Annotated in this window: 17 protein-coding genes and 2 pseudogenes; 11 read left to right on the forward strand and 8 right to left on the reverse strand. The window is 40.0% G+C overall.

Features of this window, described 5'->3' with window-relative positions; all coding sequences use genetic code 11:
* Positions 1-29: 29 nt before the first annotated feature.
* Complete coding sequence (locus tag MSMAS_RS08325; protein ID WP_011035012.1) at positions 30-239, reverse strand: hypothetical protein; 210 nt, start codon at positions 237-239, stop codon at positions 30-32.
* A 375-nt stretch (positions 240-614) separates the two neighbouring features.
* Between MSMAS_RS08325 and MSMAS_RS08330 the strand changes: the two genes are divergently transcribed.
* Entirely contained in the window at positions 615-2468 is a 1854-nt protein-coding gene (locus MSMAS_RS08330) for a M3 family oligoendopeptidase (RefSeq protein ID WP_048046433.1), read from the forward strand.
* 333 nt (positions 2469-2801) lie between these two features.
* Here MSMAS_RS08330 and MSMAS_RS08335 read toward each other — a convergent pair whose 3' ends face one another.
* The gene (locus MSMAS_RS08335) at positions 2802-3008 is read right to left on the reverse strand and encodes a hypothetical protein (protein ID WP_011035010.1); all 207 of its coding nucleotides are present in this window, start codon (positions 3006-3008) and stop codon (positions 2802-2804) included.
* A gap of 517 nt (positions 3009-3525) precedes the next feature.
* Between MSMAS_RS08335 and MSMAS_RS08340 the strand changes: the two genes are divergently transcribed.
* Together MSMAS_RS08340 and MSMAS_RS08345 are read left to right on the forward strand one after the other, a co-directional pair.
* On the forward strand, positions 3526-4845 hold the full coding sequence (locus MSMAS_RS08340; protein WP_011035009.1) for a hypothetical protein: 1320 nt from the start codon (positions 3526-3528) through the stop codon (positions 4843-4845).
* A 583-nt stretch (positions 4846-5428) separates the two neighbouring features.
* Positions 5429-6610 (forward strand): tetratricopeptide repeat protein, encoded by a 1182-nt coding sequence (locus tag MSMAS_RS08345; RefSeq protein WP_011035008.1) that lies wholly within the window; start codon positions 5429-5431, stop codon positions 6608-6610.
* A gap of 171 nt (positions 6611-6781) precedes the next feature.
* Here the strand turns inward: MSMAS_RS08345 and glgP are convergent, their stop codons facing one another.
* Positions 6782-8461 (reverse strand): alpha-glucan family phosphorylase, encoded by a 1680-nt coding sequence (glgP, locus tag MSMAS_RS08350; RefSeq protein WP_011035007.1) that lies wholly within the window; start codon positions 8459-8461, stop codon positions 6782-6784.
* Positions 8462-9191: 730 nt separating this feature from the next.
* Here glgP and MSMAS_RS08355 point away from each other — a divergent pair.
* The 3 genes and pseudogenes from MSMAS_RS08355 (at position 9192) to MSMAS_RS08370 (ending at position 12492) form a co-directional block, all read left to right on the forward strand.
* Complete coding sequence (locus MSMAS_RS08355) at positions 9192-10184, forward strand: GAF domain-containing protein (RefSeq protein WP_048037404.1); 993 nt, start codon at positions 9192-9194, stop codon at positions 10182-10184.
* Between the two features lie 238 nt (positions 10185-10422).
* On the forward strand, positions 10423-10863 hold the full coding sequence (locus MSMAS_RS08360; protein ID WP_015413059.1) for a pyridoxamine 5'-phosphate oxidase family protein: 441 nt from the start codon (positions 10423-10425) through the stop codon (positions 10861-10863).
* 195 nt (positions 10864-11058) lie between these two features.
* Positions 11059-12492, forward strand: a pseudogene (locus MSMAS_RS08370) (IS66-like element ISMma14 family transposase).
* 194 nt (positions 12493-12686) lie between these two features.
* Here MSMAS_RS08370 and MSMAS_RS08375 read toward each other — a convergent pair.
* Both MSMAS_RS08375 and MSMAS_RS08380 read right to left on the reverse strand, forming a co-directional pair.
* A complete protein-coding gene (locus MSMAS_RS08375; protein WP_226987639.1) occupies positions 12687-13286 on the reverse strand; it encodes a fasciclin domain-containing protein in 600 nt (199 codons plus the stop codon).
* A gap of 482 nt (positions 13287-13768) precedes the next feature.
* The gene (locus tag MSMAS_RS08380) at positions 13769-14389 is read right to left on the reverse strand and encodes a nucleoside deaminase (protein WP_011035003.1); all 621 of its coding nucleotides are present in this window, start codon (positions 14387-14389) and stop codon (positions 13769-13771) included.
* Positions 14390-14541: 152 nt separating this feature from the next.
* Between MSMAS_RS08380 and MSMAS_RS08385 the strand changes: the two genes are divergently transcribed.
* From MSMAS_RS08385 to MSMAS_RS08400, 4 genes are all read left to right on the forward strand, one after another.
* On the forward strand, positions 14542-14946 hold the full coding sequence (locus tag MSMAS_RS08385) for a pyridoxamine 5'-phosphate oxidase family protein (protein ID WP_011035002.1): 405 nt from the start codon (positions 14542-14544) through the stop codon (positions 14944-14946).
* Between the two features lie 149 nt (positions 14947-15095).
* Complete coding sequence (locus MSMAS_RS08390; RefSeq protein WP_011035001.1) at positions 15096-15305, forward strand: hypothetical protein; 210 nt, start codon at positions 15096-15098, stop codon at positions 15303-15305.
* A 380-nt stretch (positions 15306-15685) separates the two neighbouring features.
* A complete protein-coding gene (locus MSMAS_RS08395; protein ID WP_015413056.1) occupies positions 15686-16546 on the forward strand; it encodes a DUF1638 domain-containing protein in 861 nt (286 codons plus the stop codon).
* A 370-nt stretch (positions 16547-16916) separates the two neighbouring features.
* Complete coding sequence (locus tag MSMAS_RS08400) at positions 16917-19064, forward strand: sensor histidine kinase (protein ID WP_048046435.1); 2148 nt, start codon at positions 16917-16919, stop codon at positions 19062-19064.
* A 170-nt stretch (positions 19065-19234) separates the two neighbouring features.
* Here the strand turns inward: MSMAS_RS08400 and MSMAS_RS08405 are convergent, their stop codons facing one another.
* Positions 19235-19954: a YkgJ family cysteine cluster protein gene (locus tag MSMAS_RS08405; RefSeq protein ID WP_015413054.1), complete on the reverse strand. Its 720-nt coding sequence runs from the start codon at positions 19952-19954 to the stop codon at positions 19235-19237.
* 793 nt (positions 19955-20747) lie between these two features.
* Between MSMAS_RS08405 and MSMAS_RS08410 the strand changes: the two genes are divergently transcribed.
* Positions 20748-22871, forward strand: a complete 2124-nt coding sequence (locus MSMAS_RS08410) for a sensor histidine kinase (protein ID WP_048041407.1) — start codon at positions 20748-20750, stop codon at positions 22869-22871.
* A 282-nt stretch (positions 22872-23153) separates the two neighbouring features.
* On the opposite strand, the pseudogene MSMAS_RS19860 reads toward MSMAS_RS08410, so the two are convergent.
* Positions 23154-24029: pseudogene (locus MSMAS_RS19860) on the reverse strand (transglutaminase domain-containing protein); the annotation flags it as partial.
* Between the two features lie 504 nt (positions 24030-24533).
* Positions 24534-25772, reverse strand: coding sequence for an ABC transporter permease (locus tag MSMAS_RS08425; RefSeq protein ID WP_015413051.1), 1239 nt, complete (start codon positions 25770-25772; stop codon positions 24534-24536).
* Positions 25773-25777 lie beyond the last annotated feature (5 nt).

The raw sequence follows: 25777 nt of genomic DNA on the forward strand, positions 1-25777 counted from the left end.
TATCCTTTTCAGATTTTACTACTTACTTTTCAGGCATTATACGCATCATAGAGCTGCCAGATCCATATAATTGTCCATATTAAAAATCCGGTCCTGATGATATGTATGGCTCCGGTAACCGCAAAGGCTATCCAGATGCAAAGTGCCTTGAAAAGATCTCCTTTTACAAGCTGCCCCAGACCGGGCACGAAAAAAGAAAATAAGGCGGGAACTCCATGTGTTCTTTTACAATAGTTCATAGAACTCGTCTTTTTAAGAACTCATCTTTTTAAGAACTCATCTTTTTAAGAACTCATCTTTCTTTAAACACTTAATGAGAGAACCGGTATAAATAATGACCTGAAGAGCCTTTCTCTTTTAAGTCATGTGTCTAAATCACGTATAAAATCGTGATCTTAACATGTACGCAGCAGACCTGCGTTATGAATTTAAGGTTTTGATTTCATTTTAAAATACTTTTTGGACATAAGGTTATGGACAGCATATAAATATGAATTAGTCCGTAGACACCAGATTAATATGAATTAGTTCGTATATACTCTCAGTCACACGTGTCATATTCATAGTTCATCATGTTCACAGCAATAGTTGATAATTATTAGGGGCAGAGTATAATGGGACAAAATAAAGAGCTTAATCCTGAAGAGCTTACTACGGAATGGAATGATTCCTATCTTTTCAACAGCACAGGAGATGCCTTGGAAAAGCTTGAGACGTTAAAAAAGGGATCCAAAGAAATAAACCAGACTTTCCGCCAGGAATTTGAGAAACTTTCCGGGTCGGTATTACTTGATTACCTGGAAACTGAAAAGGAGTTTTCAAAATCTATTGACGTTCTCTATATTTACGCATATACTCAGCTCACTAAAAACGTGAATGAACAGTTTTTTAATTCTCTCCTCGCGGAATCTCAGGACCTGGTTACTGAACATAAAAAATCGAGTGCATTTGCAGCCGTGAAACTGACCTCGCTCAATAAAGAAGAATGGGACCGGCTCTTTTCCGAAGATCCCGGACTTGAGCTGTATCGGGCTTACCTTGAAGCAAATTATATGAGGTTTATGGAACACAGGCCGGTTAATGAAGCCCAGGCTGTGCGTCTGGCAGAGATAGAAAACAAGCGCATGAAACTGGAGACCGAGGCGCTTTCAAGGATCACAAATGAAGTCACCATGGCAGGCAGCATAACCCTTGAGAACGGGGAGGAGTTTCAGGTTAATTCCCAGTCCTACAATACCCTGCTTTCAACAGACCAGAGCCGGGAAAACAGAAAAAGGTGTTATGATAAGAGGTTTTACCACCTTATAGACGAGTCCAGCTCAATGGCATCTCTTTATTCCGAAAAATCCCGGCTTGACGACCTTGCTGCAAGGGAGCTGAAATATGCTGACTCTTACGAATCCAGCCTGTACAACTTTTACCTCACGAAAAAACAGGTTGATGATATGAATGCGGTTTTCAAGGAAAGAAAAGATGTTTTTGAGGAATATAACGAGTTCAGGAGGACAAAGCTCGGGCTTGAAAAACTCAGGCCGTATGACCTTATGCTGCAACTGACGGGCCAGCCTGCTAAAAGTTCTAAAAGTTATACTTATACGGATGCCGTGCAGGAGGTCCAGAAATCCTATTCCGGGATGGACCCCCTTTTTAATGAGATTTTCTTGAAAATGGTAACAGGAGATTTCATAGACGTATATCCTGACCCGGAGAACGGAAAACAGCCAGGGGGTTATTGTTACGGGCTCTGTGCCCTGAAGTCTCCGGCTCTGATTTTTATGAATTATAATGGCATAATCAGCGACCAGAAGACCCTTACTCACGAACTGGGGCATGGGATTAACGACTACCTGATGGGTAATTCCGTAGACTATCTCTACTGTTCAGGCCAGATCTACGAAATGGAGGTTCCTTCCACTTTCAACGAAGAACTTTTTGTTGATTATATCATTGAAAATTCCGATAAGGAGACAGCAGTTGCCGTGCTTGCCCAGCACATAGGCGAGTACCAGAATTATTTTACCCGCCAGCCCATGATCACGGAATTCGAATATAAAGCTCACCAGTTATGCGCTGAAAAAGGGAAAGCCAGCGGAGCTGAACTCAATGCCCTATGGACAGCCCTCTCTAAAGAGTACAGGAGCGAATCCATTGAGTATTATGCTGAAGATTCTGCGGAATGGACCTATATTAACCACATTTTCCTTACAAATAACTACTATACTTTTAATTACGCAATTTCAAAAGCAATAACTCTCGCTCTCTTCAAACAATATAAAGAAAAACCGGAGACCTTCAACAAAAATTACATTGTCTACCTTTCCGCAGGTTCGACAATGCCGCCTGAAGAAAAACTCAAAAAATACTTCGGGATCGAAATTAACAGGCAGCTCTTTGAAGACGCTGTGGATATCGTGAAGTTACGGATTCGGGAGTTGAGTATGCTGGAAAAACAGACTGAGCCGAAATAACTGGATAAGCTGGAAATTGGATAAGCTGGAAATGGACCGAATAATCAAAAATAAGAATTATTAGATTAAATCCGGCCATAGGGAAGTAATTTACTTTATTTTTCTCTTATTTTCTTTTATTTGGCATGAAAGTACTTCCAGATACTTTCATTTTTTGGGCATGTTATTCCAAGAATATCATGAGCGTTTTCTTTTATTTTGTTTTATTTTGTTTTATTTTTTTATTTACTTAATTTAATTTACTTTATTTACTTTATTTGTTTTATTCAGGCTCTTTTAACTTCTATTTTTATTATTTAAGTTCTTTTTACCCGTTTTTCAGGCCCTTATTCATCATGAATTATATGCATCATAAATCTGTGCAACCCAGATGACCATCCCCATCAAAAGTCCAATCCCGATCACACTCATGAATGCACTGAATATCAGGGCTGCCCATATTCCCACCGCCTTGGAGACATGTCCTTTTACAAGCTGTCCCAGGCCGGGGATGAAGAAAGAGAATAGTGCTGGAACTCCATGTGTTTTTTTATAGCTCATAAATTTCCTCTCTTATCATCTGTTTTATACCATACATTAGCGAGTATAGATATAAATATTACAGCACAGAAATATTACAGCATGACCTTCTTTAGTAGCCACTGATTTTAACAGGCCTGTATAAGCAATTTATATAAAACATATCTAAAAAATGATGTAATTGTTTGGTGATATAATTATCCGGTTCTGCAGGGAACTCTTTCTTATTTCTTTCCAATTATAAGCGAAAATTAATATATATTGTAATATTAAACCATTGTTATAGTCTTTGCCAGCTACAAAATGTAAAATTAAGAACCTGCAGAGTGTGAAGCGTCAGTTACGGTTTTGAAAGAGGATTCTGGATGTTTTAATCAAAATATCAGTTCAGGCATTATTTTGAAAAACCGGAGTCGAAAATAATTATAAAAACTTAATCTTGAGTAGAGATCTGAATACGCTTTTTCTCTTTGATACAAATTATTTTTCAGTAACAATTGACCAGGTATGCTCATTTGCAGGTTTTCGGAGTCGGTTTATGGACGAGAAGGATAATAAAAAATCAGTATTGGAAAATGCCAAGACCTTATGGAAATCGTTACCAGAAGCGATAAAATTGCTCGGTACCATCCTGAGCATAGCCATCGCTTTTAAAGTCCTGTTCCCTGCATCGGCTGTGGGAATCAGTTTTTTTGATGCTGGCCCTGATATTATCGAACCGGGAGAATCTTCCGTTTTAAGCTGGGAAGTTTCAGGCGCTGATAACGTTACTATAGAACCGGATCTCGGGGCTGTTAATTCAAGCGGGTCACTTTCAGTATTTCCTTCTGAAACAACAACTTACAAATTGATAGCTACGGGAGATGGAAAAGAAAAAGTAGCCATGTGCACTGTCACGGTTGAAGAACAGGACCTGCTTATCAGTTCTTTTGACGCAAGTCCAGACTCCATAAGCCCTGGAGAAAGGGCTGTCCTGAACTGGCATGTTTCAGGGGTCTCAAACGTTACCATAGAGCCTGATATAGGGACTCTGGAACCTGCCGGAACATTGAATGTGTCCCCCACGGCCACCACTTCATATAAGCTTACAGCTTCAAATGGTGATAAAGAAGATGTGGCTTATTGCACGGTCACAGTTGAAGAAAGCCCTCTGCCTCCTGAAGAGAAAACAGTACCTTCTGAAGAGAAGGCTTTACCTCCGGCTGATAATCTGCCAGCCCCGGAAGAAGAACAGGCTCAAAAGGATCTGCCTTCTATCGTTTCTTTTAACGCAGACCCTGATGTCATTGCGAAAGGAGAGAGTTCCAACCTCACCTGGAACGTTTCCGAAGCTGCTGATATTTCCATAGACCAGAGGATAGGGCCTGTAAGCCTTACAGGAAGCCAGCGTATATTTCCGGAAAAAACTACCACCTATACCCTGATAGCTACGAATGAGGCAGGTAGTGTCAGTGCCAGCAAAATGGTATATGTCGAAGAACCTTCCACATCACCTTCTCCTTCTGCTGTCAGTGTTCCGGAGCAGGTCTCCCCTGCAAACGGAGAAGTGTTCGATAATTCTACGGCACAGGCTACACTCAAATGGAAAACAGTTTCAGGCGCGGTAAGTTATTCTGTAGAAATCGACTCATATGATTCAAGCACAGGTAAGTGGCTTTCGGAATCCTCCAGGTCCGATGTGGTCTCAGGCATACCAGGGATCAGCTACTCCTTCGAGTTTGATGAAGGCGTAAATCAGTACCGCTGGCGTGTCTGGGCTTCCGGTTCCGAAGGCGTGGAAGGCAAGAAGAGCGAGTGGTGGGCTTTCAGTTCTCAGGCTGGCTCTGTCACGGAAACAGGGAATACTTCAGCCGCTTAATTTTTTTCTTCGGAGACTGATAGTTCCTGCGTTGATAACTGGAAAATAATCGGATATTGACCGGAAAATAACCGAATATTCTCCGGTTAACTATTTTTATCTTCTGTGATTCTTTTTCTGTGATTCTTTTTCTATGATTCTTTTCTGTGGTTCTTTTCTGTGATTCTTTTACTCCTTTTCAGTCTTTATGCCAGCCTTAAAGAATTCAGAATCGACGCAAAAAGTAATTTCTGATTCAAAAAAGCTTATATTCCCAGGTTTGCAAATACTCTCGGACCGGATGCGATAGAGAGTCTCATTATCGAGATTCATTATAGAAACTCAGATTCATTATAGAAACTCATGTAGAGACTCATATAAAAGTTCGTTATATAGACTCGTTATAAATATGCGCTATAAATACTCCTATAGAAACTCATTATAGAAACTCGTTATAGAAATTCATATAGAAGTTCGTTATGAATACTTATTATAGAACTCCTTCCCTTATTAAGTGCAGATTCCTGCAAAATCTGAATTTCAACAGCCAGATCTTCGACATCCAGATTCTACAATTAAAAATTAAAAATTAAATACAATAACCATGATTCGCAAAAAACAAACCGAAAAACCCTCTGAATGGGACCCTCCAGCTCCTTCAACAGTCTATATCAAAATAAAAAATATACCTTACGAAACTTTCAAAACCAAGCTTAACCAGGGGCTGGTTACTACCGATCTTGACCAGATCAGATACCGGCTCGAGAAGCATATTTACTGCTGCGGGGTATGCTCAAAACATGTGAACGGGTACTGTGTCATTACAAACAGAAAGGCTGAGCCGGGATGGATCTGCAAGTCTTTCGTGCCAAAAGAGGAGTTCATATATCTTGATTCCAGGCCTGACAGGAAAGATCCGGCAGAATTCAGGTATCTTTCTGAAACCGGGCTCGAAAAAGATTATATCGAAAGCGCAGGAGCAAGAGAACGAAGACACGGAAATGAAGGTACAAAAGCTCTTTACGATGAAGGAGTAACCCTTTACAGACAGGGAAGGTTAAAGCTTGCTCTTGAGGCTTTTGACAGCGTGCTTGAGGCAAATCCTCTGGACTTTGCAGCCCTTTTTCATAAAGGAAACGCCCTTCTGAAACTCAAGCGTTATGAGGAGGCTCTTGAGGTATTTGAAAGAGCTTCGGAAATTAACCAGGAAAACGCGGGTCTCTGGACCAACCTTGGATTTATTTTTACTAAACTCGAACGTTTCCGTGATTCTCTCGAAGCTTTTGAAAAATCGATATCATTGAATCCTGTGCAGAAAAATGCTTGGGAAGGCAGGGATGCAGTAATTGCCAGAGTTCGCCTGTGTGAAGAGAGGCTCCGAGAATCTGAAGAAGCCCTTAAGAAAAACCCTGAAGACCCTGACACTCTGTTTAAAATAGGTAAAATTCATCTCAGACTTGGAGAGCAGGAAAAAGCTATTCAGGCATTTAAAAAAGCCCTTGAAATAAAGCCTGAAAATGCCGAAGCCTGGCAGTTCCGGGGAAAGGTTCTTTTTAAAGCCGGGTCGGAAAAGGAAGCTCTGCACGCTTTTGAAAAGGCAACCCGCCTTAAACCCGATTACGCCGAAGCCTGGTTTGAAAAAGGAAATGCATTCCTTAAACTTGAAAACCTTAAAGGGGCAGAAAACGCTTTTAAGATTGCAGCCCGCCTCTGGGACAGTAAAGGGATAAAATCAAAAGCAGAAAGTGCGCGTGATAAAGTTAAAAGACTGCACTCCTCAAATTGAGCCGCTTTTCGCGTTATGAAATAGAAAAAAGAGAGATGAAATAAATTGAAAACATCGGAATATTGGAAATAGGGCTACGTGCAGGGGAATTATTTTTGGCGCTGACAGTCGGGCTGCACATTTTCTGCATCTGGCAAAGTTAACCAGTTTCAGGGCAGCCCTTCCTGAAATTTAAAGATAGGCATGCGTGACGTAACGCCTCATCATCCTGTGGCTGTTGAAATAGTAGGCAATCATGCCTATTGAGTTGTTCATCATTTTAAGCCAATCGTCTTTACGCTCGTAATACATGGGGACTATGATATAGTAAAGTTTATTGTAGAGGTCGTTAAGCTCAGCAACCCTCGCCTCTTCTCCGATGAGATTTTCTTCAGGCATTGGACCTATTGACCAGCCTGTTACTCCTTCGATCCATCCTTCGATCCACCAGCCGTCAAGTATACTGAAATTCACTACTCCATTATGGGCTGCTTTCATGCCGCTGGTGCCCGAAGCTTCATAGGGGCGAGTTGGGGTGTTAAGCCAGAGGTCAACGCCGGAGACCATTTTTGCAGCCAGGTCCATATCATAATTTTCCAGAAAGACGATTTTTACCTCGTTCCTGAGGGTTTCTATGCTTTTGAAAATATCTCTTATGAGCTGTTTTCCTGCTTCGTCACGGGGATGAGCTTTGCCTGCAAATATAATCTGGATTTTGCCCCTCCTGTTTACCTTCCGGAGCCTTTCAATGTCGGAAAGCAGTAAGGTTGCCCGTTTATATGCCGTCATTCGGCGTGCAAAACCTATGGTGAAGGTCTCATATTCCATGCCTGCCCCGGTTCTTTTGTTGACCTCATCTATAAGGGCTTTTTTTGCTTTCCTGCGGGCTTCCCAGATTTCATCATCAGGAATTCCTCCTATCCTTACCAGGAGTTCGGGCTCATTTGCCCATCCGGGCATGTAACGGTCAAAAAGATCCCTGAAATAAGGACAGGTCCAGGTATAGGAGTGGACGCCATTTGTTATTGCCTGGATTGAATATCCCGGGAAAAGTTCGCTTGAAACCCGGCTGTGCCTTTTTGTAACTCCGTTCACATAGTCGGATAAGTTGAGGGCAAAAAGGCTCGTATTAAAACGGTCTTCTCCGCCGTATTTTTTCAGGATTTCCATATCGTTCTGGTCCCGGATCATGTCTTCAACGAGACTGTAATCGAACTTATCGTGCCCGGCTTCCACAGGGGTATGGGTGGTAAAAATACAGAGGTCCTTTACTATCGGACATTCCTTGCCGTTGCATTTTAAAAGCTCCAGAGCAAGCAGGCTTGAATGTCCTTCGTTCATATGGTATTTCCGGATTTTAAAACCAAGCGCGTTGAGCATGCGCACTCCCCCTACCCCGAGCACTATTTCCTGCTTGAGCCTGTAGGTATGGTCTCCCCCGTAAAGGAAGTCTGTAATCCTGCGGTCTTCAGGTGAGTTCCCTTCCACATTGGTATCAAGAAAAATAATAGGTACACAGCCCCCGGTCAGGCTTTTGCAGTTATAGTGCCATGCCTGAATTTTAACATCCCGGCCCTGTATTTTAACGCTCACTTCCTGCGGGAGCCAGGTCATAAAATTTGAAGGGGTCCACTCTTCAGTCAGTTCTGTCTGTGTCCCCGAGGCATCAAGTTTCTGCCTGAAATATCCTTTATTGCTGACCAGAGTTACTGCTACAAGTGGGATATTGAGGTCTGCAGCCGAGCGGATTGTATCGCCTGCAAGCACTCCCAGCCCTCCCGAATATGTGGGAATTTCATTCCGAAGCCCAATTTCCATAGAAAAATAAGCTATTTTTTGTCCTTTTAATACTCCTTGAAGATTATTTTCCATATCCTTAAACCCCTTATCTGGTTCTCATTTGGTGATGTTCTAAAAATATTTTTAATTACGCCTCTAATAAAACAATTTCTAATTAACAATTATTCTGAGATGTATATTCTTTAATTATTCCAGCTTAAAGCAAGTATAAACCATATTAAGAAATGTACCCTACTGTTTATTTTCTTTGTGGAGGGGTTTTAAGAATATAGGGTTTAAGAATAAGGATTTAGGAAAATAGGATTTAGGAAAATAGGTTTGAAAGTTCAGGAGGCAGGCTTTTAAGAAAACTGATTTAAAAAGTCATCAGGGAAATAGGATGTCTTCTATCCTGAAAATAAGAGGTCAAAAAAGTATCAAAGAAGTTTATCTAAATAAGATTTCTAAAGTGCCTTCTTGATATCTTTTTTTCTGACTTTTCCTGATATTTTCTCTATCCTTTATTGGTATTTTTATCCTTTATTGGTATTTTCTCTTACTTTTTTACTTCTGAAAGAGTATTCTAATTAAATATATATATTTTTCTCTTTTATTTTGGTTTTTTCTGCTTATTTCCCGAGATCTACAATCTCAAATATTTTTTAATCCATAACGCTATTAAGCCTGCTGATAATGATATTTTATGAGGATCAAATCACAATCTTTTTAATTTATGATGCCTATCTATGTTATAGCAGCAAAAAGATTAAATACGCAAGACTTTTTTATAGCTTCCTGTAAAAGGTTTTGCATGGAGAATAAAATGGCTAAAGTGACTTCCAGTTCTGCTAAAAACGGAAATAACGGCAGGCAGAAACCCTGCAAATATATCAATGAGATAGCTTTATGCAGTGCTCTTGAGATGGCAAAAGAGCTGATCTCAGTAATAAATAAAGTCCCCGTTACTGTCTTTTTATGGCGTCCTGAGAAGTACTGGCCTGCGGATTTTGTTTCTGAGAACGTAAAAAATTTTGGGTATACGGTAGAAGAGTTTACGTCAGGAAAAGTCCTTTACGGGAATATTGTCCACCCGGATGACTTTGAAAGGGTTGAAAGAGAGCTTTCAAGAAGGATAGAAGAAGATTATGTCGATTTTTCTCAGGAATACCGGATACTGACAAAGTCAGGAGAAGCTCGCTGGGTTGAGGAAAGAACCTTTATCGAAGCCGACGAAAATGGAGTTGTAAAATACCTTAAAGGCATAATTCTCGATATTACCGAAAGAAAAAGAAAAGAAAAACTGCTCTATATCCAGAGGGACCTCGGGATTTCACTGAGCACTTCGAATTACCTTGATGAAACCCTTGACCTCCTGCTTGATTCGTGCCTTCAGATAGATGAGATTAATGCCGGAGGCATCTATCTGGTTGATGAAGAAACAGGTGACCTCAATCTTGCAATTTACCGCGGTCTTTCTCCAGTTTTTATCGAGAACGCTTCATATTACAGTGCAAATTCTCCAAATGCCAAACTCGTTATGATAGGTCAGCCCGTCTACAAACAGCACATAGACCTTCTTCTCACTTCAAAAGACGATATTCTCAGGCAGGAAAACCTCAGAGCTACGGCAATCATCCCTGTAAAATACGGAAAAAAGGTTATTGCTGCTTTTTATCTTGCTTCAAGGATGGAGTACGAGCTCTCAGATAGTGTGCGCACGGTTATAGAAACAATTGCAACCCAGTTCGGGGTTTTTATCTCCCGGATCAGACTTGAAGAAAAACTTAAAGAGTGTGTCAAGAAGAGAAAGTCCTGAAGTACAGGCCTTAATAATTTTTTATCCATGGATTCTTTAATTTATAAGAAAAATTTATAAATTTTGTCTCATAACTTGTATTGGGAAAGAATTGCAAATATCAGCAAATTACTGTTAATTTTTCCCTTTACGGCATTACAGGATATCCGGAAAAAAGATCCGGAAATGGTTGATGTAAAATTTCTCCGGGACCATATCTGACCGGAGAAAATAGGTAAATAACATCTGGTGGGGGAGTATGACAGAACAAATTAAGAATAAGATTTGTGAATACCTTGCAAATCACTATTATCTGAACCTGGCAACTGTAAGCCCTGATGGCAGGCCAATGGCTCATACTATGGCTTATGTTTCAGAAAGGGAAATTGTATATCTGGCAACTAATAAAAATACCCGAAAAGTCCAGAACATCATGCAAAATCCACAGGTAGCATTTACTGTTGATGAAGATGACCCTGACTGGTTTGATATGAAGGCGCTTCAGGTCGAAGGCAAAGCGACAATAGTTGCCAGTGAGGAAGAGCTGCGAGAAGTAGGGGAAATTATGGCAGCCAAATTCCCTGTTATTGCAGATTTGCCGCCTGACCCCGATACTATCATGATAAAAATAGAGCCTGCGGTTGTCTATTATCTGGATTATAGCATTGAATTCGGGCACAGGGAAAGCGTAAATTTCTAACCAGGATGCCTGATAAAAAGAGAGTCTCAATGGTTTTTTACATCTGTTCTCCTTTTCAGGAGATATTTTTAAATTTTAATTTTTATTGGCAGCTTTTGATTTTTAATTGTAACTATTCAGGTAGCCTTAACGAGGCTACACATTTTTCCTCGTTCCGAGGAAAAATTGGATATAAAATGATTCCTTTTTAGCTTTATGAAACGTGATGAGATTCTTTCTTACTGTGCTTCAAATCCTGAAATTATTGTAGCTTACATTGAGAGTTTAGAATCTCAAGTTAAAGAACTCACTGAAAGACTTGTAGCCTTAGAATCTCGTTTAAATCAAAACAGTCGTAACAGCAGTCGACCTCCTTCTACTGATTATTTTGTCAAAGAGAAACCTAATCCCAAGAGTCTGCGTAAACCAAGCGGGAAGAAACCTGGAGGTCAGGAAGGTCATCCAGGCACGACTCTTGATATGGTTGATCATCCTGAGTAGGTAATAGAACATTCTTTGACCTGCTGCAAAGAATGCGGATCTACCCTTGAGAATGTTGAAGTTGAAGCTTATGAGAGAAGACAGGTCTTTGACATTCCTCCCGTAAATCTAATTGTTACAGAACATAAAAGTCAGATTAAAACCTGTCCTTGTTGTGGAAAGTTGAATAAAGCCGTTTTTCCCGAATCAGTGAAATATCCGGTTCAGTATGGCCCTAATATTTTAGCTTCAGCTATTTACTGTAAAAATTACCAGTTTGTTCCTTATGATAGAATTTCTGAGTTATTTGAAGACATTATGGGAATAAAAATCTGTCCTGCTACGATAATTAGAGCAGAAAGAGAATGTTTCCAGAATTTAGAGGAATTTGAAAACGTTATTAGAGAGAAGTTATTAGCCTCGCCTGTAATCAATTTTGATGAAACTGGTATGAAGATTGAAGGAAAAAGACACTGGCTTCATGTAGCTTCTAATGAAAAATACACATGTTATTTTGCTCATACAAAAAGAGGAGCAGAAGCAATAGATGCTATGGGAATTCTTCCGAAGTTTAAGGGAGTAGCAGTTCATGATGGATGGAAACCTTACAACGTTTATGATTGTGATCATGCTCTGTGTAACGCTCATTTACAGAGAGAACTTACAGGAATTGAAGAGAACTATAAACAGACATGGGCTAAAGAGATGAATGAACTGCTCACTGAGATGAAGAAATACACTGATGAGTGTAAAGAGCAATTAAGAGAACCTGATTTTGAGCAAATTAAAGCATTGGAAGAAAGGTTTGATGCAATTATCATTAGAGCGCTTGAAGAAAATCCGCATTCTCTAAATCCTGAAAAACAGGGAAAACGCGGTAAAAATCCAAAAACAAAATCAAGGAATCTGCTGGATAGGTTTATAGAACACAAAGAAAAGATTCTGAGATTCCTGACAGATTTGAAAGTTCCATTTGATAATAATCAGGCAGAAAGAGATATCAGGATGATGAAACTACAGCAGAAAATATCGGGAACTTTCAGAAAAGCAATGGGAGCGCAAGCTTTCTGCAGAATTAGGGCGTACATTTCTACAGGAAAAAAGAACGGTTTACCTGTTTTAGAGGGTATTCGTGCGGCGCTCATAGGAGCGCCGTTAACTATACTCTGAGCAGTTACTTTTAATTTTGAATTTTAATTCATAATTTTTGGATTTTATCCGTCCTTCAGTCTAATCACTCTTTAATCGTTCTACTATTTTAACCTGAAAACAGGAAATGCCTGCGTTTGCAGGCATGGAAAAGGGTAAAATATAAAAAAGAATTAAAAATTTAAAAATTTTGCTTCAAAACTTTGCTTCTTATCTTACGCTTCAGGAGGAATCAATACTGCATCGATTCCGTGGACGACACCATTGCTTGCGACAATGTCAGGTTCGACAACCGTTGCGGTTCCAATAGTCACCTCATCATCTGCAATACTCACAGGAAGCGTAGCTGACTGCACAGTAGTAAGCGTCTGCCCGTCTTCGAGGTCCGAAGCCATGTATTCTCCTTCCACGACATGGTAGGTTAACACATCGGTAAGAGCCTGCTCGTCTGCAAGGAGATCTTCAAGAGTTCCTTCCGGAAGTGCATCAAAGGCTTCATCAGTAGGAGCAAAGACAGTGTATGTCCCTTCATTCAGGGTATCCTCAAGCCCTGCATCCCTGACAAGTGAAGCAAATGTGGTGTATCCTGCAGCTTCTGCAGCGCCAACAATTGTCAGGTTGCCTTCTTCTGCGGTTTCATTAACGCCAGTTTCCGGCTCTTCATCCGGCATTATTCCCTCTTCTTCATCGGACGGTTCTTCTTCAATTTCTGTCACAGCGACTTCTTCTACCGGAGTTGCTTCTTCAACACCCGTTTCTTCCTGGGTATCTTCAGCACATCCGGAAACGAAAAGTATCCCTGCTAAAAGTAACACTATGAGAATTCCAAGTTTCTTAATACTTTTTCCCCCCGTATACAATTAAAAGATATACTTTATGATCTATTTTTCATATCACATTATATGCTCTTTTTATTTAACCTTATCTGTTTTTGGTAATCTCTGTCTTTTTAAAAAAATGTCTGTTTAAAATTAATTTCTATTAAAAAATCTATTGAATATTATAAACCTGTATGTCTCATGCGTTATCGTTTTTGTACGGCTGAAAATTGCCTGAAATATTATTCCCCATACTTTTCAATCTTCTCATTTTTAGGTTTTATTTGAAGATTGGTTCTCTGAAATGCCCGTCCATTAAAGTATCTCTGGCAATTCCGGTCAAGTTCCTGACTGAGTGAGGTAAAAGACTTTTCTGTTTTGAAAGAGAAGCTCTGCCCCTTTCTTCAGGATTTTTTATCAGGGTTTTATTACAGGTAGCTCGAAGACCCTATAGAGAGTAAATTTTCGGTTAAGAAATATTACAAACGGCGCTTTCTTAGAATTTCAAGCAGTTCATCCGCATTTATAAGCATTATTGCTGTTGCGGCTTTTGAAAGTTCATAAGAACAGCTGGCTTTTGCAAAAACTTGAGGTTCGGAGAGTTCTTTCCAGAGGGGAGGCATGAGGTTTATAGAATCCGCCATTCCTCCTATTGAGTCAGGGGAAACATGAAATACCCTGTTAATACCTGCTGAAATTAACCTTATAATGCACATAGGGCAGGACTCAAGGGATGTATAGAGCGTATAGTCCTTCAGGGTTGTAATTTGCGGGTTTTTTTCTTCAAAATAATTTAACGTTACCATTTCCGCGTGCAGGTCACTCCGGAAAGAAGGAGAGTACATAAGGTTGTGCCCGAAAGCCACAGTTTCTCCGTCCCGATCCACAATTATACTTCCAACCCCGTAATTTCCCGAATCTACGGACTTCAAAGCAAGAACATCCGTAAGCCAGGCGTAAGGGTCATCCGTATAATCAGAGCAAAAACTGTACGATTGCAGCCAGCTTTTCCATTTAATAACTTCTTCGTTATTAAAGCCCTCTTTTAAACCGATTTCTCTCAGCAGTTCCTCTCCAAGACCTCTGATATCACCTGTCATAACTTTTACTCCTGCTCATGCGCAAACAACATTATATAATACTTTTTTAGCCCTGAAAGGTTATTAAAGTACACAAATAATCTTTCAGGTACAGAATTCTAACGCTTAAATATATAAATTTATACTGCAAATCATTCTGATGGTGAAATATTATGGTAAAGTTAACTGAAGAAATGAAAACCGCTTTTTCGAAAGTAAAAATCTTCCCTGTTGCAACGGCTTCAAAAGAGGGCGTCCCCAATGTGGTCCCCATAGGTTTCTGCCAGCTTGTGGATGATGAAACAATCTGGATTGCTGACAACTTCATGGTTAAATCCCTTGCAAACCTGGAAGAAAACCCGAACGTTGCGATCTATGTATGGGGACCTGAAACAGGCGGATGCTTCCAGATAAAAGGAAAAGCTACAATCATCAGCTCTGGCGAAAAATTCGATAAAATGAAAGCAATTGTGAATGCTGCAAAACCAGGTCTTCCTGCAAAAACCCTTATCGAAGTCATGATAAGCGATGTGTTCCAGTGTGCTCCGGGCCCTGAAGCTGGAAAGAAACTTCTGTGATAAAGAAACTGCTGAATAGATTTATGGAAAAATAGATTTATCGAAATATTCTCTCTGCATAAGGAGCAGGTCAGGCAGGTTGTCCCCTGAAATAAGTATATCTCCAAAAAGTACAATATATGGATATACGAAATATCGGGAGTGAGGAAATGGTTGAAAATAAAGGAAGACCTCCAATTTTTTGTGAGAAACTCTGCATTGTCTGCAAAGGCGCAAGAGCAGGCAATAGTATCTGCAAGTCTATCCAGAACCTTGAGCTTAAAATCTTCGGGAAAAACGGCTGCATCTGGGGAGCTGCAAGGACAAAATACTACGGAGTGACTCCTGATAAAAAACTTCCTGAAAGGTTCAAAAAATAACTAATGCAAAAAAGCAGTGAAAAACAAATAGAGGATGCGGTAAGTCATATTTTATTAACCTTACTTATTTTGTTAATGATATTTCTTCCATTTCCTCTGACCTGGCTGCTGCTTCTGATACTTCTCTGTATCAATTTTGTATCTGATTTACTTCATTTAATCAATTTTATTTAATCCCGGCATTACTACCTAATCAAATTCTATTCAATAACAGTTTATACTCTTCAATCCCGGTTTCTCATATTAAATCATAGTTTATACTCTTCAATCCCGGTTCACACTCTTCAACCACTTACTTCATTTTACCTGCTGCATAACCTGCTCTGACTGCCTTCAAAAACCCAAACTATAAATGTAAGCCAGAAACATCTGCGTGTAACATGCCTGTATTAAGTATTATTGCCTGTGGGATGCTTGAAGATGAGCTCGTACATGTACTTATAAGGGATTGCGAAATCAGGCAGCTAATAGTTGTGGAGAACAATAATATATCTGGATTCCTTCGCAAGCTAAGGTCCGGAGGCCTTGTCCCGCGGGTCATATCTCTGGATAGAGTCCCTATGCTCCTTGAAACCGGATTCAGCCCTGGTTTTAAAAAGATCTCAAAGATGCTCATGCATTTCCATTTCTTCCGGAAAATGAATGAGAAAATCGAGTCCGGGGCAGGAATTAAAATAGATGTGGTCATAAACCTGCTCAGGCTTGGGCTTCATGTCGATCTTGAGCTTCTTAAGTCTGAAGTGTATAAAAACGTCCGGGAAATGGCTAAATTTTCTGACGGGATCCTTATTTTCTATGGAACCTGCGGTCATGTTCTGGGAGGATTGGAAAGAGATTTTGCAGACCTTGAATGCCCTCTTTTTTTCCTTAAAGACAGCTCCGGAGAAATCGTTGAAGATTGCATCAGTGCAGCCCTTGGAGGAAATGATGCATATGCAGGAGCCATGCTTGAATGCAGGGGCAAAGGTACTATTTACCTGACACCCATGTGGGCTTCAAGCTGGAAAATGCTTGAAAAGGAGTCAGGAAACAGGGACTTAAACAACAGGTATTTGAAAAACTCGAGGTACTGCCTGGCTGCAAAAATAGACTCCGGGATTTTATACGACCCTTACTTTGATAGGAATGTGGAAGACTTTGCCCTCACTTTTGGCATGAAAATTATTAATATGAGCGGAAGTTCTGAAGTTGCAGAAAAGTCCTATCTTGCTGCAAGAAAGGCGGTTCTAAGGAAGACATAAATTAAGTATTTTTCTAAATTAAGTATTTTTCTAAATTAAGTATTTTTCTAAATTAAGTATTTTTCTAAATTAAGTATTTTTCTAAATTAAGTATTTTTCTAAATTAAGTATTTTTCTAAATCAAGTATTTTTCTTATTATTGTAAGGTCCGCCGAAATCCTGTCGAAAGATAATATTTAAGTTTTTGAGATTGCTTATATAAGTTCACTTTTATTTTTTCCTGAAACTAATAAATTCAAAAGAAAAAGTTAATAATATTTATGCTTAAATTTATTTAATGTGTCTCCTAAATCTTATATAGTTTCTATTCTTTTAATATTAAATAATATATTAACCTCAGGCTCCTCTTTACTTTTAAGTTATTGGGGGTATGGCAATAGATATTAGTAAAAAGGTTCTTATTATCACCCTCTTAATTTTTACAGTTCTTACAGCCTCATTTACATTCACACATAACATGCAGCTGTCCAACTTTTTGGAGCTTGAACGGGCTGATACATTTGAGAATGTAGAGAGGGTGCAGAACGCTGTTGCTACTGAGCAGAGTTACCTTGATTACATTGTCCAGGACTGGGCGTGCTGGGACGATACATATCAGTTTATTGAAGACAAAAATCCGGAATACATTCAGGTTGACCTGCAGAATCAAACGCTCAGCGGGATTAATGTAAATGTTATGATTTTTGTTAATAATTCCGGGAAAGTTGTGTATGTAAAATCCGTCAACACCAGCACGGCAGAAGAAGCACCCGTCCCCAGAAAACTCCTTGCAATGATAGAAGATGGGAGTCTTCTTACAGAAGGTGAGAACGATTCTATAAGCGGTTTTGTTTTGCTTGATGAAGATCCTATGTTTATTGCGTGCCACCCTATTTTGACGACAAAATATGAAGGACCTTCAAGAGGCACTCTCATTTTTGGGAGATATTTTGATGATGCTTTACTTGAATCTTTTAAAAAAGTTACACGTTCTTCTCTTTTAATGTACAGGGCAGATGAAGAGATGCCCCAGGATTTTCAGAACAAAATTAAAAACTTTTCCCAAAATTCGGACAATATTGTGGTTGATCCTCTGAATAAAAAACAGATCGCAGGTTATTTCGGCTTGAAAGATATAAAAGGGGATATTGCTCTCATTCTCAGGGCGGACTTCCCGAGGGAACTTTATTTACACGGTGAAAGAACCCTCAATTATATGTACTTTTTTTTGCTTTTGACAGGACTCATGACAGGGGTGGGGGTCAAATTTGTTCTGGATAAACTATTTATTTCAAGATTAGTCGAAGTCGATGACTTCGTAACAAGAGTCAGGTCGGAAAAAGATCTTTCTCAAAGATTGTCTCTGGAAGATAATGACGAGTTATACCGCCTGTCAAGAGAAATAAACGGGATGTTAAATGAGATTTATCTGGCAGAACAGGAGTTAAAAGCCCAGGCACGTGAAAAGAAAGTCCTGCTTGACTCACTTAACGAACTGGCAGTTTTTGTGGACACGGAACTAAAAATAATCTGGGCAAACAAAGCTGCACTCGAATATATGAATATGGGTCTTGAGAAAGCAATTGGAGTCTGTCTTAAGGTCGCTCCGGGCATAAGCGGATCTTTAGTTGAACATCTGAACCTTGAAGAGATCTTTACCACAGGTGAGAAGAAATCAGGGGAATATACCGCACAGGACGGAAGAGTATGGTTTGCCCAGGCAATTCCTGTACCTGACGAGCAGGGAAAAATCATAGGCATTCTCCAGACATGCAGGGATGTCACTGAAAGAAAAGAAGCTGAAAGGCTGCTCCATGAGAAGCAGATCGCAGAGATTGCAAACCGTACCAAGAGCGAATTCCTTGCAAATATGAGCCACGAGCTCAGAACCCCTCTTAATTCAATAATAGGGTTCTCTGATCTTTTATACGAAAAAGTATATGGAGAGCTTAATGAAAAACAGGCCCGGGCTGTTGGGAATATCTCAAGGAGTGGCAAACACCTCCTGAATCTGATTAACGATATCCTCGATCTCTCTAAAGTGGAAGCAGGAAAAATGGAACTTGATTATAAAGAGTTTGAACTTGCCGGCAAGCTCAATGCAATAAAAAGTTTGCTGTCTCCTATTGCAGACAGGAAAAACATTGAAATTGATATTGAAGTGGATAAGGGCCTTACACATATCCGTGCCGACGAAGCCAGGTTTGTCCAGATAATGTATAACCTTATGGATAATGCCATAAAATTCTCTCATGAAAATGGACTTGTAAAGGTAAGGGCGGAAAGGAAAGGAGATCTTGTAGAAATAACGGTTAAAGATAAAGGAATCGGGATAAAAGAAGAAGACCAGTGCAAGCTCTTCAAGCCCTTCAGCCAGGTTGACTCCTTTTCTTCAAAAACATTCCAGGGTACAGGCCTTGGCCTCTCTCTGGTTAAACAGATTGTTAACCTTCATGGGGGCGAAGTCTGGTTTAACAGCAAAATAGGAGAAGGAAGTACTTTTGCTTTTACAGTTCCCATTGACGGAAATAATAATTAAAATACCAGATAACAGAAAGAATACCAAAGATGAACCATAATAATGCGAAATAAAGTCGCCCGACAGTACAGAAACGGCTGAAGACCTGAAGCCTTAAAAAAGTAAAAAAGGACTCTGAGTAAGAGAGTTTTAAAAATAGCTAATCCTTATACTGAATTTCCAGTTTTTAATCAAAATGTAGGCTCCTCGATTTCCGAGCAGAAATCAATGTTCGGAGATGTCACTTTTATTTCATACAATTCCATCCTACCTGTTTCTGGCTCATATGTTTCTATCTCATGGCAGGCGAGTTCCTCTTTCTGGAAGTTTAAAAGTTCTTTCAGAGTAAAGACTGCATATCTACTTTTTCCTTTTCTGGACTCTCTAAGCTGGTCATAATCAAAATAAAGGTCATCATAGCTTACCACATGCCTGAACCATTCAACCGGGACAGGAAGCCGATAGAGAAGCGGGATTACGGATTCAAAATAGTTCCTGCAAACTTTTTTTCTTGATAGCTGGCACCAGTCATCTATCGAAAATTTTACTTTTCCGGATTCGACTGTAAAAACAACAGGATAAATCTTGCAAATTACAGGTTTAAAGTCCCTGCACTCACATAGTTCAGTTTCCGTATTCAAAAAAGGGCATAATTCTCCAAGTTTTAATACATGTATAAGCGTACCATCATCCATTTCCAAAACGTCCAGGTACTTTAGTTTAAATTCCGAAAGACTCATACCCATTTTTTTTGCCATATATTCCTTTTCTCCGGGCAGCAGAGTTCCTATTTTATTATGCTCGCAGGCACCTCCGCATTTATTGCAGACATTGAACGTATTCTGGTTACTGCCACTGAACGTCCTATGAAACTTCTCATATATGTTCATGGGTATTTTTTGGAATCTCAATATAAAAACCTCAATTCTGTTACACTGAGTATATTGGATATATTTTTTTTAAGTCATATTTACATCTATGCCTCAAAATAACTTTTTTTGTCCATTTAATTAAAAAAAGTAACAAGTTTGATTTCAAATGAAAAAACCGCTATATTTACAGTTTTCAAATGAGGAGGAGGGTATAATAAGTTTAGAAAGTAACGCAACTTTTTTGTAATTAAAATTAAAAAATAAAAAAATTATGCAGACAGACATTTACAAAGGGAAAAAGGAGCCTGGGCTTCATTATAAAAAATTTTATGTATTTTTCATTTCATTTACTTAAATTAAATACAAAAGTGCAGGGTAAAGTATAAGAACTACGGATTGAAGTGTAAAATCTTGGAAAAATTATTATTACCCTGACCTGTAACCTTACTGGTCATAGAAAATCTTGTATGTTTTCGCTTTTTTCTTTTTTTTAAATTTTCTTAAGTTGCGGCAGGAGTTTATATAATTTTAATGCCATCAAAATCCAGGGAAGTCAATAATCGCGACCTGAATTTCTATAAAACGTAATTATCATGATCCGAATTTCTATGAAACGCAATTATATCTATTCTTAAATAAACAATTGTATCTTATTTTTGAGTATTAGTCAAAAGCACATAAAAAATTCTGGCAGATTAGCAATCCTTATATATTTTTTGATTTTATTTTAACTGTAGATATTTGCACTTCAGCTTATAATTTCAGCTTATAGCAATAGATTATTATCTGCCAGGATGCAGTTATTTTTTCCGGCAATTTCTTGGTGATCTGGATGGATATTAGTAAAAAACTCTTGATAGTTACTTTTTCAATATTTGCTTTATTTACTGTACTTTTAATAACTGCATCCCACTCCATCCTGCTGGAGAGTTTTTCGGATCTTGAAGAGCAGGACACCGAAAAAAATACCGGGAAAATCGAGCAGGCAATAGCCTGGGAAATTATGTCTATTGACCGAACTGCACGGGACTGGGCTTTCTGGGATGATACTTATGATTTTGTGAATACCTTAAATCCTCAATACATAGAATCAAACCTTGACGGCAATACTCTTTACAGTCTGGATCTCAATCTCATGCTTTTTGTAAATAAGTCAGGAGCCCTGGTCTATCCGATGTCCGTAGATCTCATAAACGAGACAGTTGTCCCGGTTCCTGCGGGGATTATGGAAGGTATTGACAGTGGAGTCCTTATAGCCCATAATGATACGGATTATATACACGGGGTCGTCCTTCTGGATAACGGACCGATGCTTGTTGTTTGCCGGCCAATTCTAACAGGTCCCGGAGAAAGTCCGCATGCCGGAACTCTTATTTTTGGGAAATACCTCGATAATTCATATAGAATGTTTCTTGAAAACCGTACCAAGACATCTCTTGAACTCTATACTTTGAACCAGGAAATGCCCCCCGATTTTCAGGAGGCATTTAATAAAATTGCCCTTGGAGAGAAAAGTCCCTTTATAATCCTTGGCAATGAAAGGGTAGCCGGATATTTTGCATTGAGGAATACTACCGGAGAACCTGTAGCTATTGTGAGAGCCGATTATCCCCGTGAACTCTATGAACAGGGCGAAAAAACTCTGTATTATATCTACATTTTCCTGCTGATCAGCGGGATCGCTACAGGGGCTGCAACCAAGTTCAGCATCGACCGCCTTCTTGTTTCTAGATTGATTACAATTGATAACTTCCTTAAGAAAGTAAAAAGAGATAAAGATACCTCAAAAAAGCTGGAAATGGAAGGGGAGGATGAGATCCACAGGCTTTCAAAAGGCATCAATGATATGCTTTTCAGCATCAGACTTGCCGAGCAGGAGCTGAGGGCGAGTGAATATGAAAAGAAGTTTATTTTAGATTCTCTTGAAGAAATAGTGGTTTTGAGAGACCCGGAATTTAATGTCCGCTGGGCAAATCAAGCTGCTCTTAAAAACAGGGATCTTTTAATGATCGAAAATAAAGAAACAGCTCTGAATATCCCGGTTAATGATAGAGAAATTTCCCCTGGACTCCAGCTACCCGGGGCACCGATCTGGACAGACCATGAGTTTACTTCGCCGGAAGGAAAGACCTGGCTGCTCAGGTTAAAACCCATATGTGGCGAGACCGGAAACATCATCGCATACCTGGAAACCGGAGTGGAAATAACTGAACGGAAAAAATATGAAATTGAACTTTTCCGTGCAAAACAGGATGCAGAGGTCGCAAACTATGCCAAGAGCGAGTTCCTTGCAAATATGAGCCATGAACTCAGAACCCCTCTAAATTCAATAATAGGGTTCTCTGACCTGCTGCATGATAAAGTATATGGGGAACTCAATGCAAGACAGCTCAAAGCTGTAGGGAATATTTCAGGCAGCGGAAAACACCTGTTGAACCTTATCAATGAGATCCTTGACCTTTCCAAAGTAGAAGCGGGAGGATTTGAACTTCATTACAGCACTTTCTGGCTGGCTGATGTATTTGCTGAAGTCAGGGATATGCTATTTCCGTTTGCTGCCAGCAAAGGAATAAAATTGGAGCTTGAGATTGAAAAAGACCTTCCAGGTATTTATGGGGATAGGGAGAGGATCACACAGGTCCTGAGCAACCTGATGACAAATGCGGTTAAATTTTCAAATGAAAACAGCTGTGTAAGGGTAAAAGCATCACAAAACAATAACTTTATTGAAGTTTCCGTCTCAGACGAAGGGATAGGAATTGCGGCAGAAGACCACGATAAACTCTTCAAGCCTTTCAGCCAGATAGACTCTTCTTCGTCCAGAAAATATCAGGGAACCGGACTTGGCCTTGCTCTCGTAAAGGAAATTGTGCAGCTTCACGGCGGCGCAGTCTGGTTCAAAAGCGAAGTGGGAAAAGGGAGCACCTTCGGTTTTTCTATTCCACTTCATGTATGAATGAATACGAGGTAGCAAAATTGAAAATATTAAATTGTCGGAATTATCATCTTCGACCTGATTTATATTCTGATAACTCTCTGGCATGTTATTCCAGTATACAGGAGCATTTTCAAGCCGTAAATCCAGATCTATGAAATACTTATCATTATAGTAATACCAGATTTCCACAGCCGGATACGCACTGTTACGGTATTTGTCATAGCCTTTTTCGGAAGAATCTGCAGATACCAGTTCTGAACTGTCATCATCGTAGTAGGGTCCGTCCGTGGGGTCCAGAGGGAACCATTTTCCGTCTTCATAAACCTCAACCCAGGCATGTCCACCACTGACCTCTCCGAAATCGACTTTTCCTACCACAACCCTGACTGTACTCCCATTATATTCTCCCGAGGCTATCAGAAGGGAAGCGAGGGTATTTGCCTGTTCTTCACAGTCACTGGCAGGTTCACCATATACAGGATTGCTCAAATATGAAGATGTCTCTTCCAGGAACGCAGCTGGAGTTAGCCATTTTTCCTCTACATTATTCAATGTTTCATCTGATACCCAGACCCATGAGAGAGCTGATTCATAAATCTCATATTTATCATCAAGACCGTTTTCTTCTAGATAAGACCTCACAGCCAAGGCATCCGGGGTGACATATGCCCGGTAACTGGAGCTTATATTCTCACTCTCCATTGACTGCTCTTTCATGAAATTATTAAACTCTTCTCTTTCAGGGATTCCACTTCTTACTGGCTCTTCTCCTGCGAAAGCAGGAGGAATCTGTTCCGGGTTTCCCCTCCTGATAAATGGACTCCTGTGCCGCATCGCATGGTCTCTATTCTTCATCCTTTCCCCCTGCCCGGGCGGCAGATCGAATTTCCGGTCCCAGTTTTCAACAATATAACATTTGTTTTCAAAAATATCTATCAGACGGAAGTACCAGCTTCCTGAAATCCGGTTTTCGACAGTCGAACGGCAAAAACCGGTATCATTTTCAGCGGCTTCAGAAATATTACCCCCGGAGATACCCCCGGAGATAGCGTCATAAATATCAGTTATATAACCGGTTTCCCGGGCCAGGGAACTTCCTGTCTCCAGGTCTTCACAGGCAAAAAAAGATGCTGTCATTATAAAGGCAGTCAGTAAAATCATGCCATTTCTTTTCATCCTGTTACCTGCCGTCCTGTTTACCTTTCATCTTAGTTCCTGACTGTTTTTTTTCAATTTTTTGCACAGGAACTCTCATATTTCAGCAAACTTCATGATCCGGATTTCTGGATTTTCAAGCCTTAGAATTCCAAAATTTTTATGTTTTTCATTTTAAGCAGTATTTTCTTTTTAGGAGATCTCTCCCTGAACGGACTTTCAGCTATTGGCTCGGATATATGTAGAAAAGTTTCAGATCCTTTCTAGCAAATTCCGGGTCATGGGTGGAATTCCCGGATACAGGAATAAGAAGATAGTGAAAATTTTCTTACCTGTTTATTGAAAAAATTAAGAAATAAGGGTAGACTTTTTCTTAATTTTTTATGTTTTCTTTTAGATGTTTTCTTTTAGATGTTTTCTTTTAGATGTTTTCTTTTAGATGTTTTCGTTTTTATCTTTTCGTTTTTATCTTTTCTTTTTTTATTTTTTTTATTTTTTATCCCTTGTTTCAAATTTTTTGTCAGTTCATTCGTATCTTAAAGCATCTACAGGCCTCAGTTTTGATGCCCTGTAAGCCGGTACCACACCTGAAATTACACCTATTACGATTGCAAGGATAAGCCCGAAAGCCATAAGGTCAGGTGCAAGATACAGTCCCGAATCCCCTCCTCCCATCATAGTCATTCCAAGCAGCGGGAAAAGGGTCGAAACAAAAGCTCCCAGGATTACTCCAAGGATGCCTCCTACAAGCCCTACCATTGCAGAGTTGAAGAGAAAGATCATGAGTATATCCCGGTTTTTAGCTCCAATCGCTTTCATGGTGCCTATCTCCTTCGTCTTTTCAAGGACAGAGGTGAACATGGTGTTGGCAATACCCACTGCCCCTACAAGCAGGGATACGGCTGCGATAGCCCCGAGGAAGAGGGTCATCGAACTCGTCATTTCAGTAACAGATTCAGCCATGGACTTTGAGGCACTGACAGAGAAATCCCTGTCATCTTCTCGAATAATATGCCTTGAGATCATGAGTTTGTCTTCAATATCTTCCATCAGCCCGTCCACAAGGTCTTCACTCTTTGCTTTTACCGTGATGGTATCGAAGACATCTTTTTCTGCATCGTCAATCAGGTTTACTGCTGCGTCCATTGGCACGTAAATGCTTCTGTCACCCTGTCCCTCTTCTTCAAGAATACCAACGACCCTCACTGATTTGCCATTGATTGTTATTACCTGATTGATTCCTATTTTCTGGTCATAAGTATCACTGGCAACGCCGCTCCCTATAACTGCGACATACTTATCAGATGGCTCGAGAAGCCTTCCGGACTGTGTTTTAAGGCTGGTCATGTACTGCCATACCTGGGTGTCCACACCTGTGATCGTCATGGTCGCATTCTCTCCTGCGTAAACCACAGGTTCACTGCCGGAAATCTGCCCTGCAATGTACTCAATTCCTTCCAGCCCCCGAAGCGCATCAATATCATCATCAGTTAATTCGACATCCGTTGTCGTAGCTCCGGGGCCTCTGCCTCCCGGACCGGGCATGTTTGACATTGCTTTTGTATATCCCGGGGAAATGCTTATCAGAGTAAGGTCCATTTCAGCAAGCCTGCTCTGAACCTGCTCTTCCATAGCATTCCCGAGGGATAGGATACCAACAACAGACCCTATCCCTATAACTATCCCTATAATGGTCAGCCAGCTCCTTAGCTTGCTGTGCACAAGCATGTTCAGGCCCATTTTCAGGTAGGTTGAATTTCTCATTTTAC

Origin of the sequence: Methanosarcina mazei S-6 (assembly GCF_000970205.1) — an archaeon.
Taxonomy (GTDB): Archaea; Halobacteriota; Methanosarcinia; order Methanosarcinales; family Methanosarcinaceae; genus Methanosarcina; species Methanosarcina mazei.

Coding starts and splice junctions, on each gene's coding strand:
- MSMAS_RS08325 (WP_011035012.1), bottom strand. CDS start 239: ATGAACTATTGTAAAAGAACACATGGAGTTCCCGCCTTATTTTCTTTT.
- MSMAS_RS08330 (WP_048046433.1), top strand. CDS start 615: ATGGGACAAAATAAAGAGCTTAATCCTGAAGAGCTTACTACGGAATGG.
- MSMAS_RS08335 (WP_011035010.1), bottom strand. CDS start 3,008: ATGAGCTATAAAAAAACACATGGAGTTCCAGCACTATTCTCTTTCTTC.
- MSMAS_RS08340 (WP_011035009.1), top strand. CDS start 3,526: ATGGACGAGAAGGATAATAAAAAATCAGTATTGGAAAATGCCAAGACC.
- MSMAS_RS08345 (WP_011035008.1), top strand. CDS start 5,429: ATGATTCGCAAAAAACAAACCGAAAAACCCTCTGAATGGGACCCTCCA.
- glgP (WP_011035007.1), bottom strand. CDS start 8,461: ATGGAAAATAATCTTCAAGGAGTATTAAAAGGACAAAAAATAGCTTAT.
- MSMAS_RS08355 (WP_048037404.1), top strand. CDS start 9,192: ATGGCTAAAGTGACTTCCAGTTCTGCTAAAAACGGAAATAACGGCAGG.
- MSMAS_RS08360 (WP_015413059.1), top strand. CDS start 10,423: ATGACAGAACAAATTAAGAATAAGATTTGTGAATACCTTGCAAATCAC.
- MSMAS_RS08380 (WP_011035003.1), bottom strand. CDS start 14,389: ATGACAGGTGATATCAGAGGTCTTGGAGAGGAACTGCTGAGAGAAATC.
- MSMAS_RS08385 (WP_011035002.1), top strand. CDS start 14,542: ATGGTAAAGTTAACTGAAGAAATGAAAACCGCTTTTTCGAAAGTAAAA.
- MSMAS_RS08390 (WP_011035001.1), top strand. CDS start 15,096: ATGGTTGAAAATAAAGGAAGACCTCCAATTTTTTGTGAGAAACTCTGC.
- MSMAS_RS08395 (WP_015413056.1), top strand. CDS start 15,686: ATGCCTGTATTAAGTATTATTGCCTGTGGGATGCTTGAAGATGAGCTC.
- MSMAS_RS08400 (WP_048046435.1), top strand. CDS start 16,917: ATGGCAATAGATATTAGTAAAAAGGTTCTTATTATCACCCTCTTAATT.
- MSMAS_RS08410 (WP_048041407.1), top strand. CDS start 20,748: ATGGATATTAGTAAAAAACTCTTGATAGTTACTTTTTCAATATTTGCT.
- MSMAS_RS08425 (WP_015413051.1), bottom strand. CDS start 25,772: ATGAGAAATTCAACCTACCTGAAAATGGGCCTGAACATGCTTGTGCAC.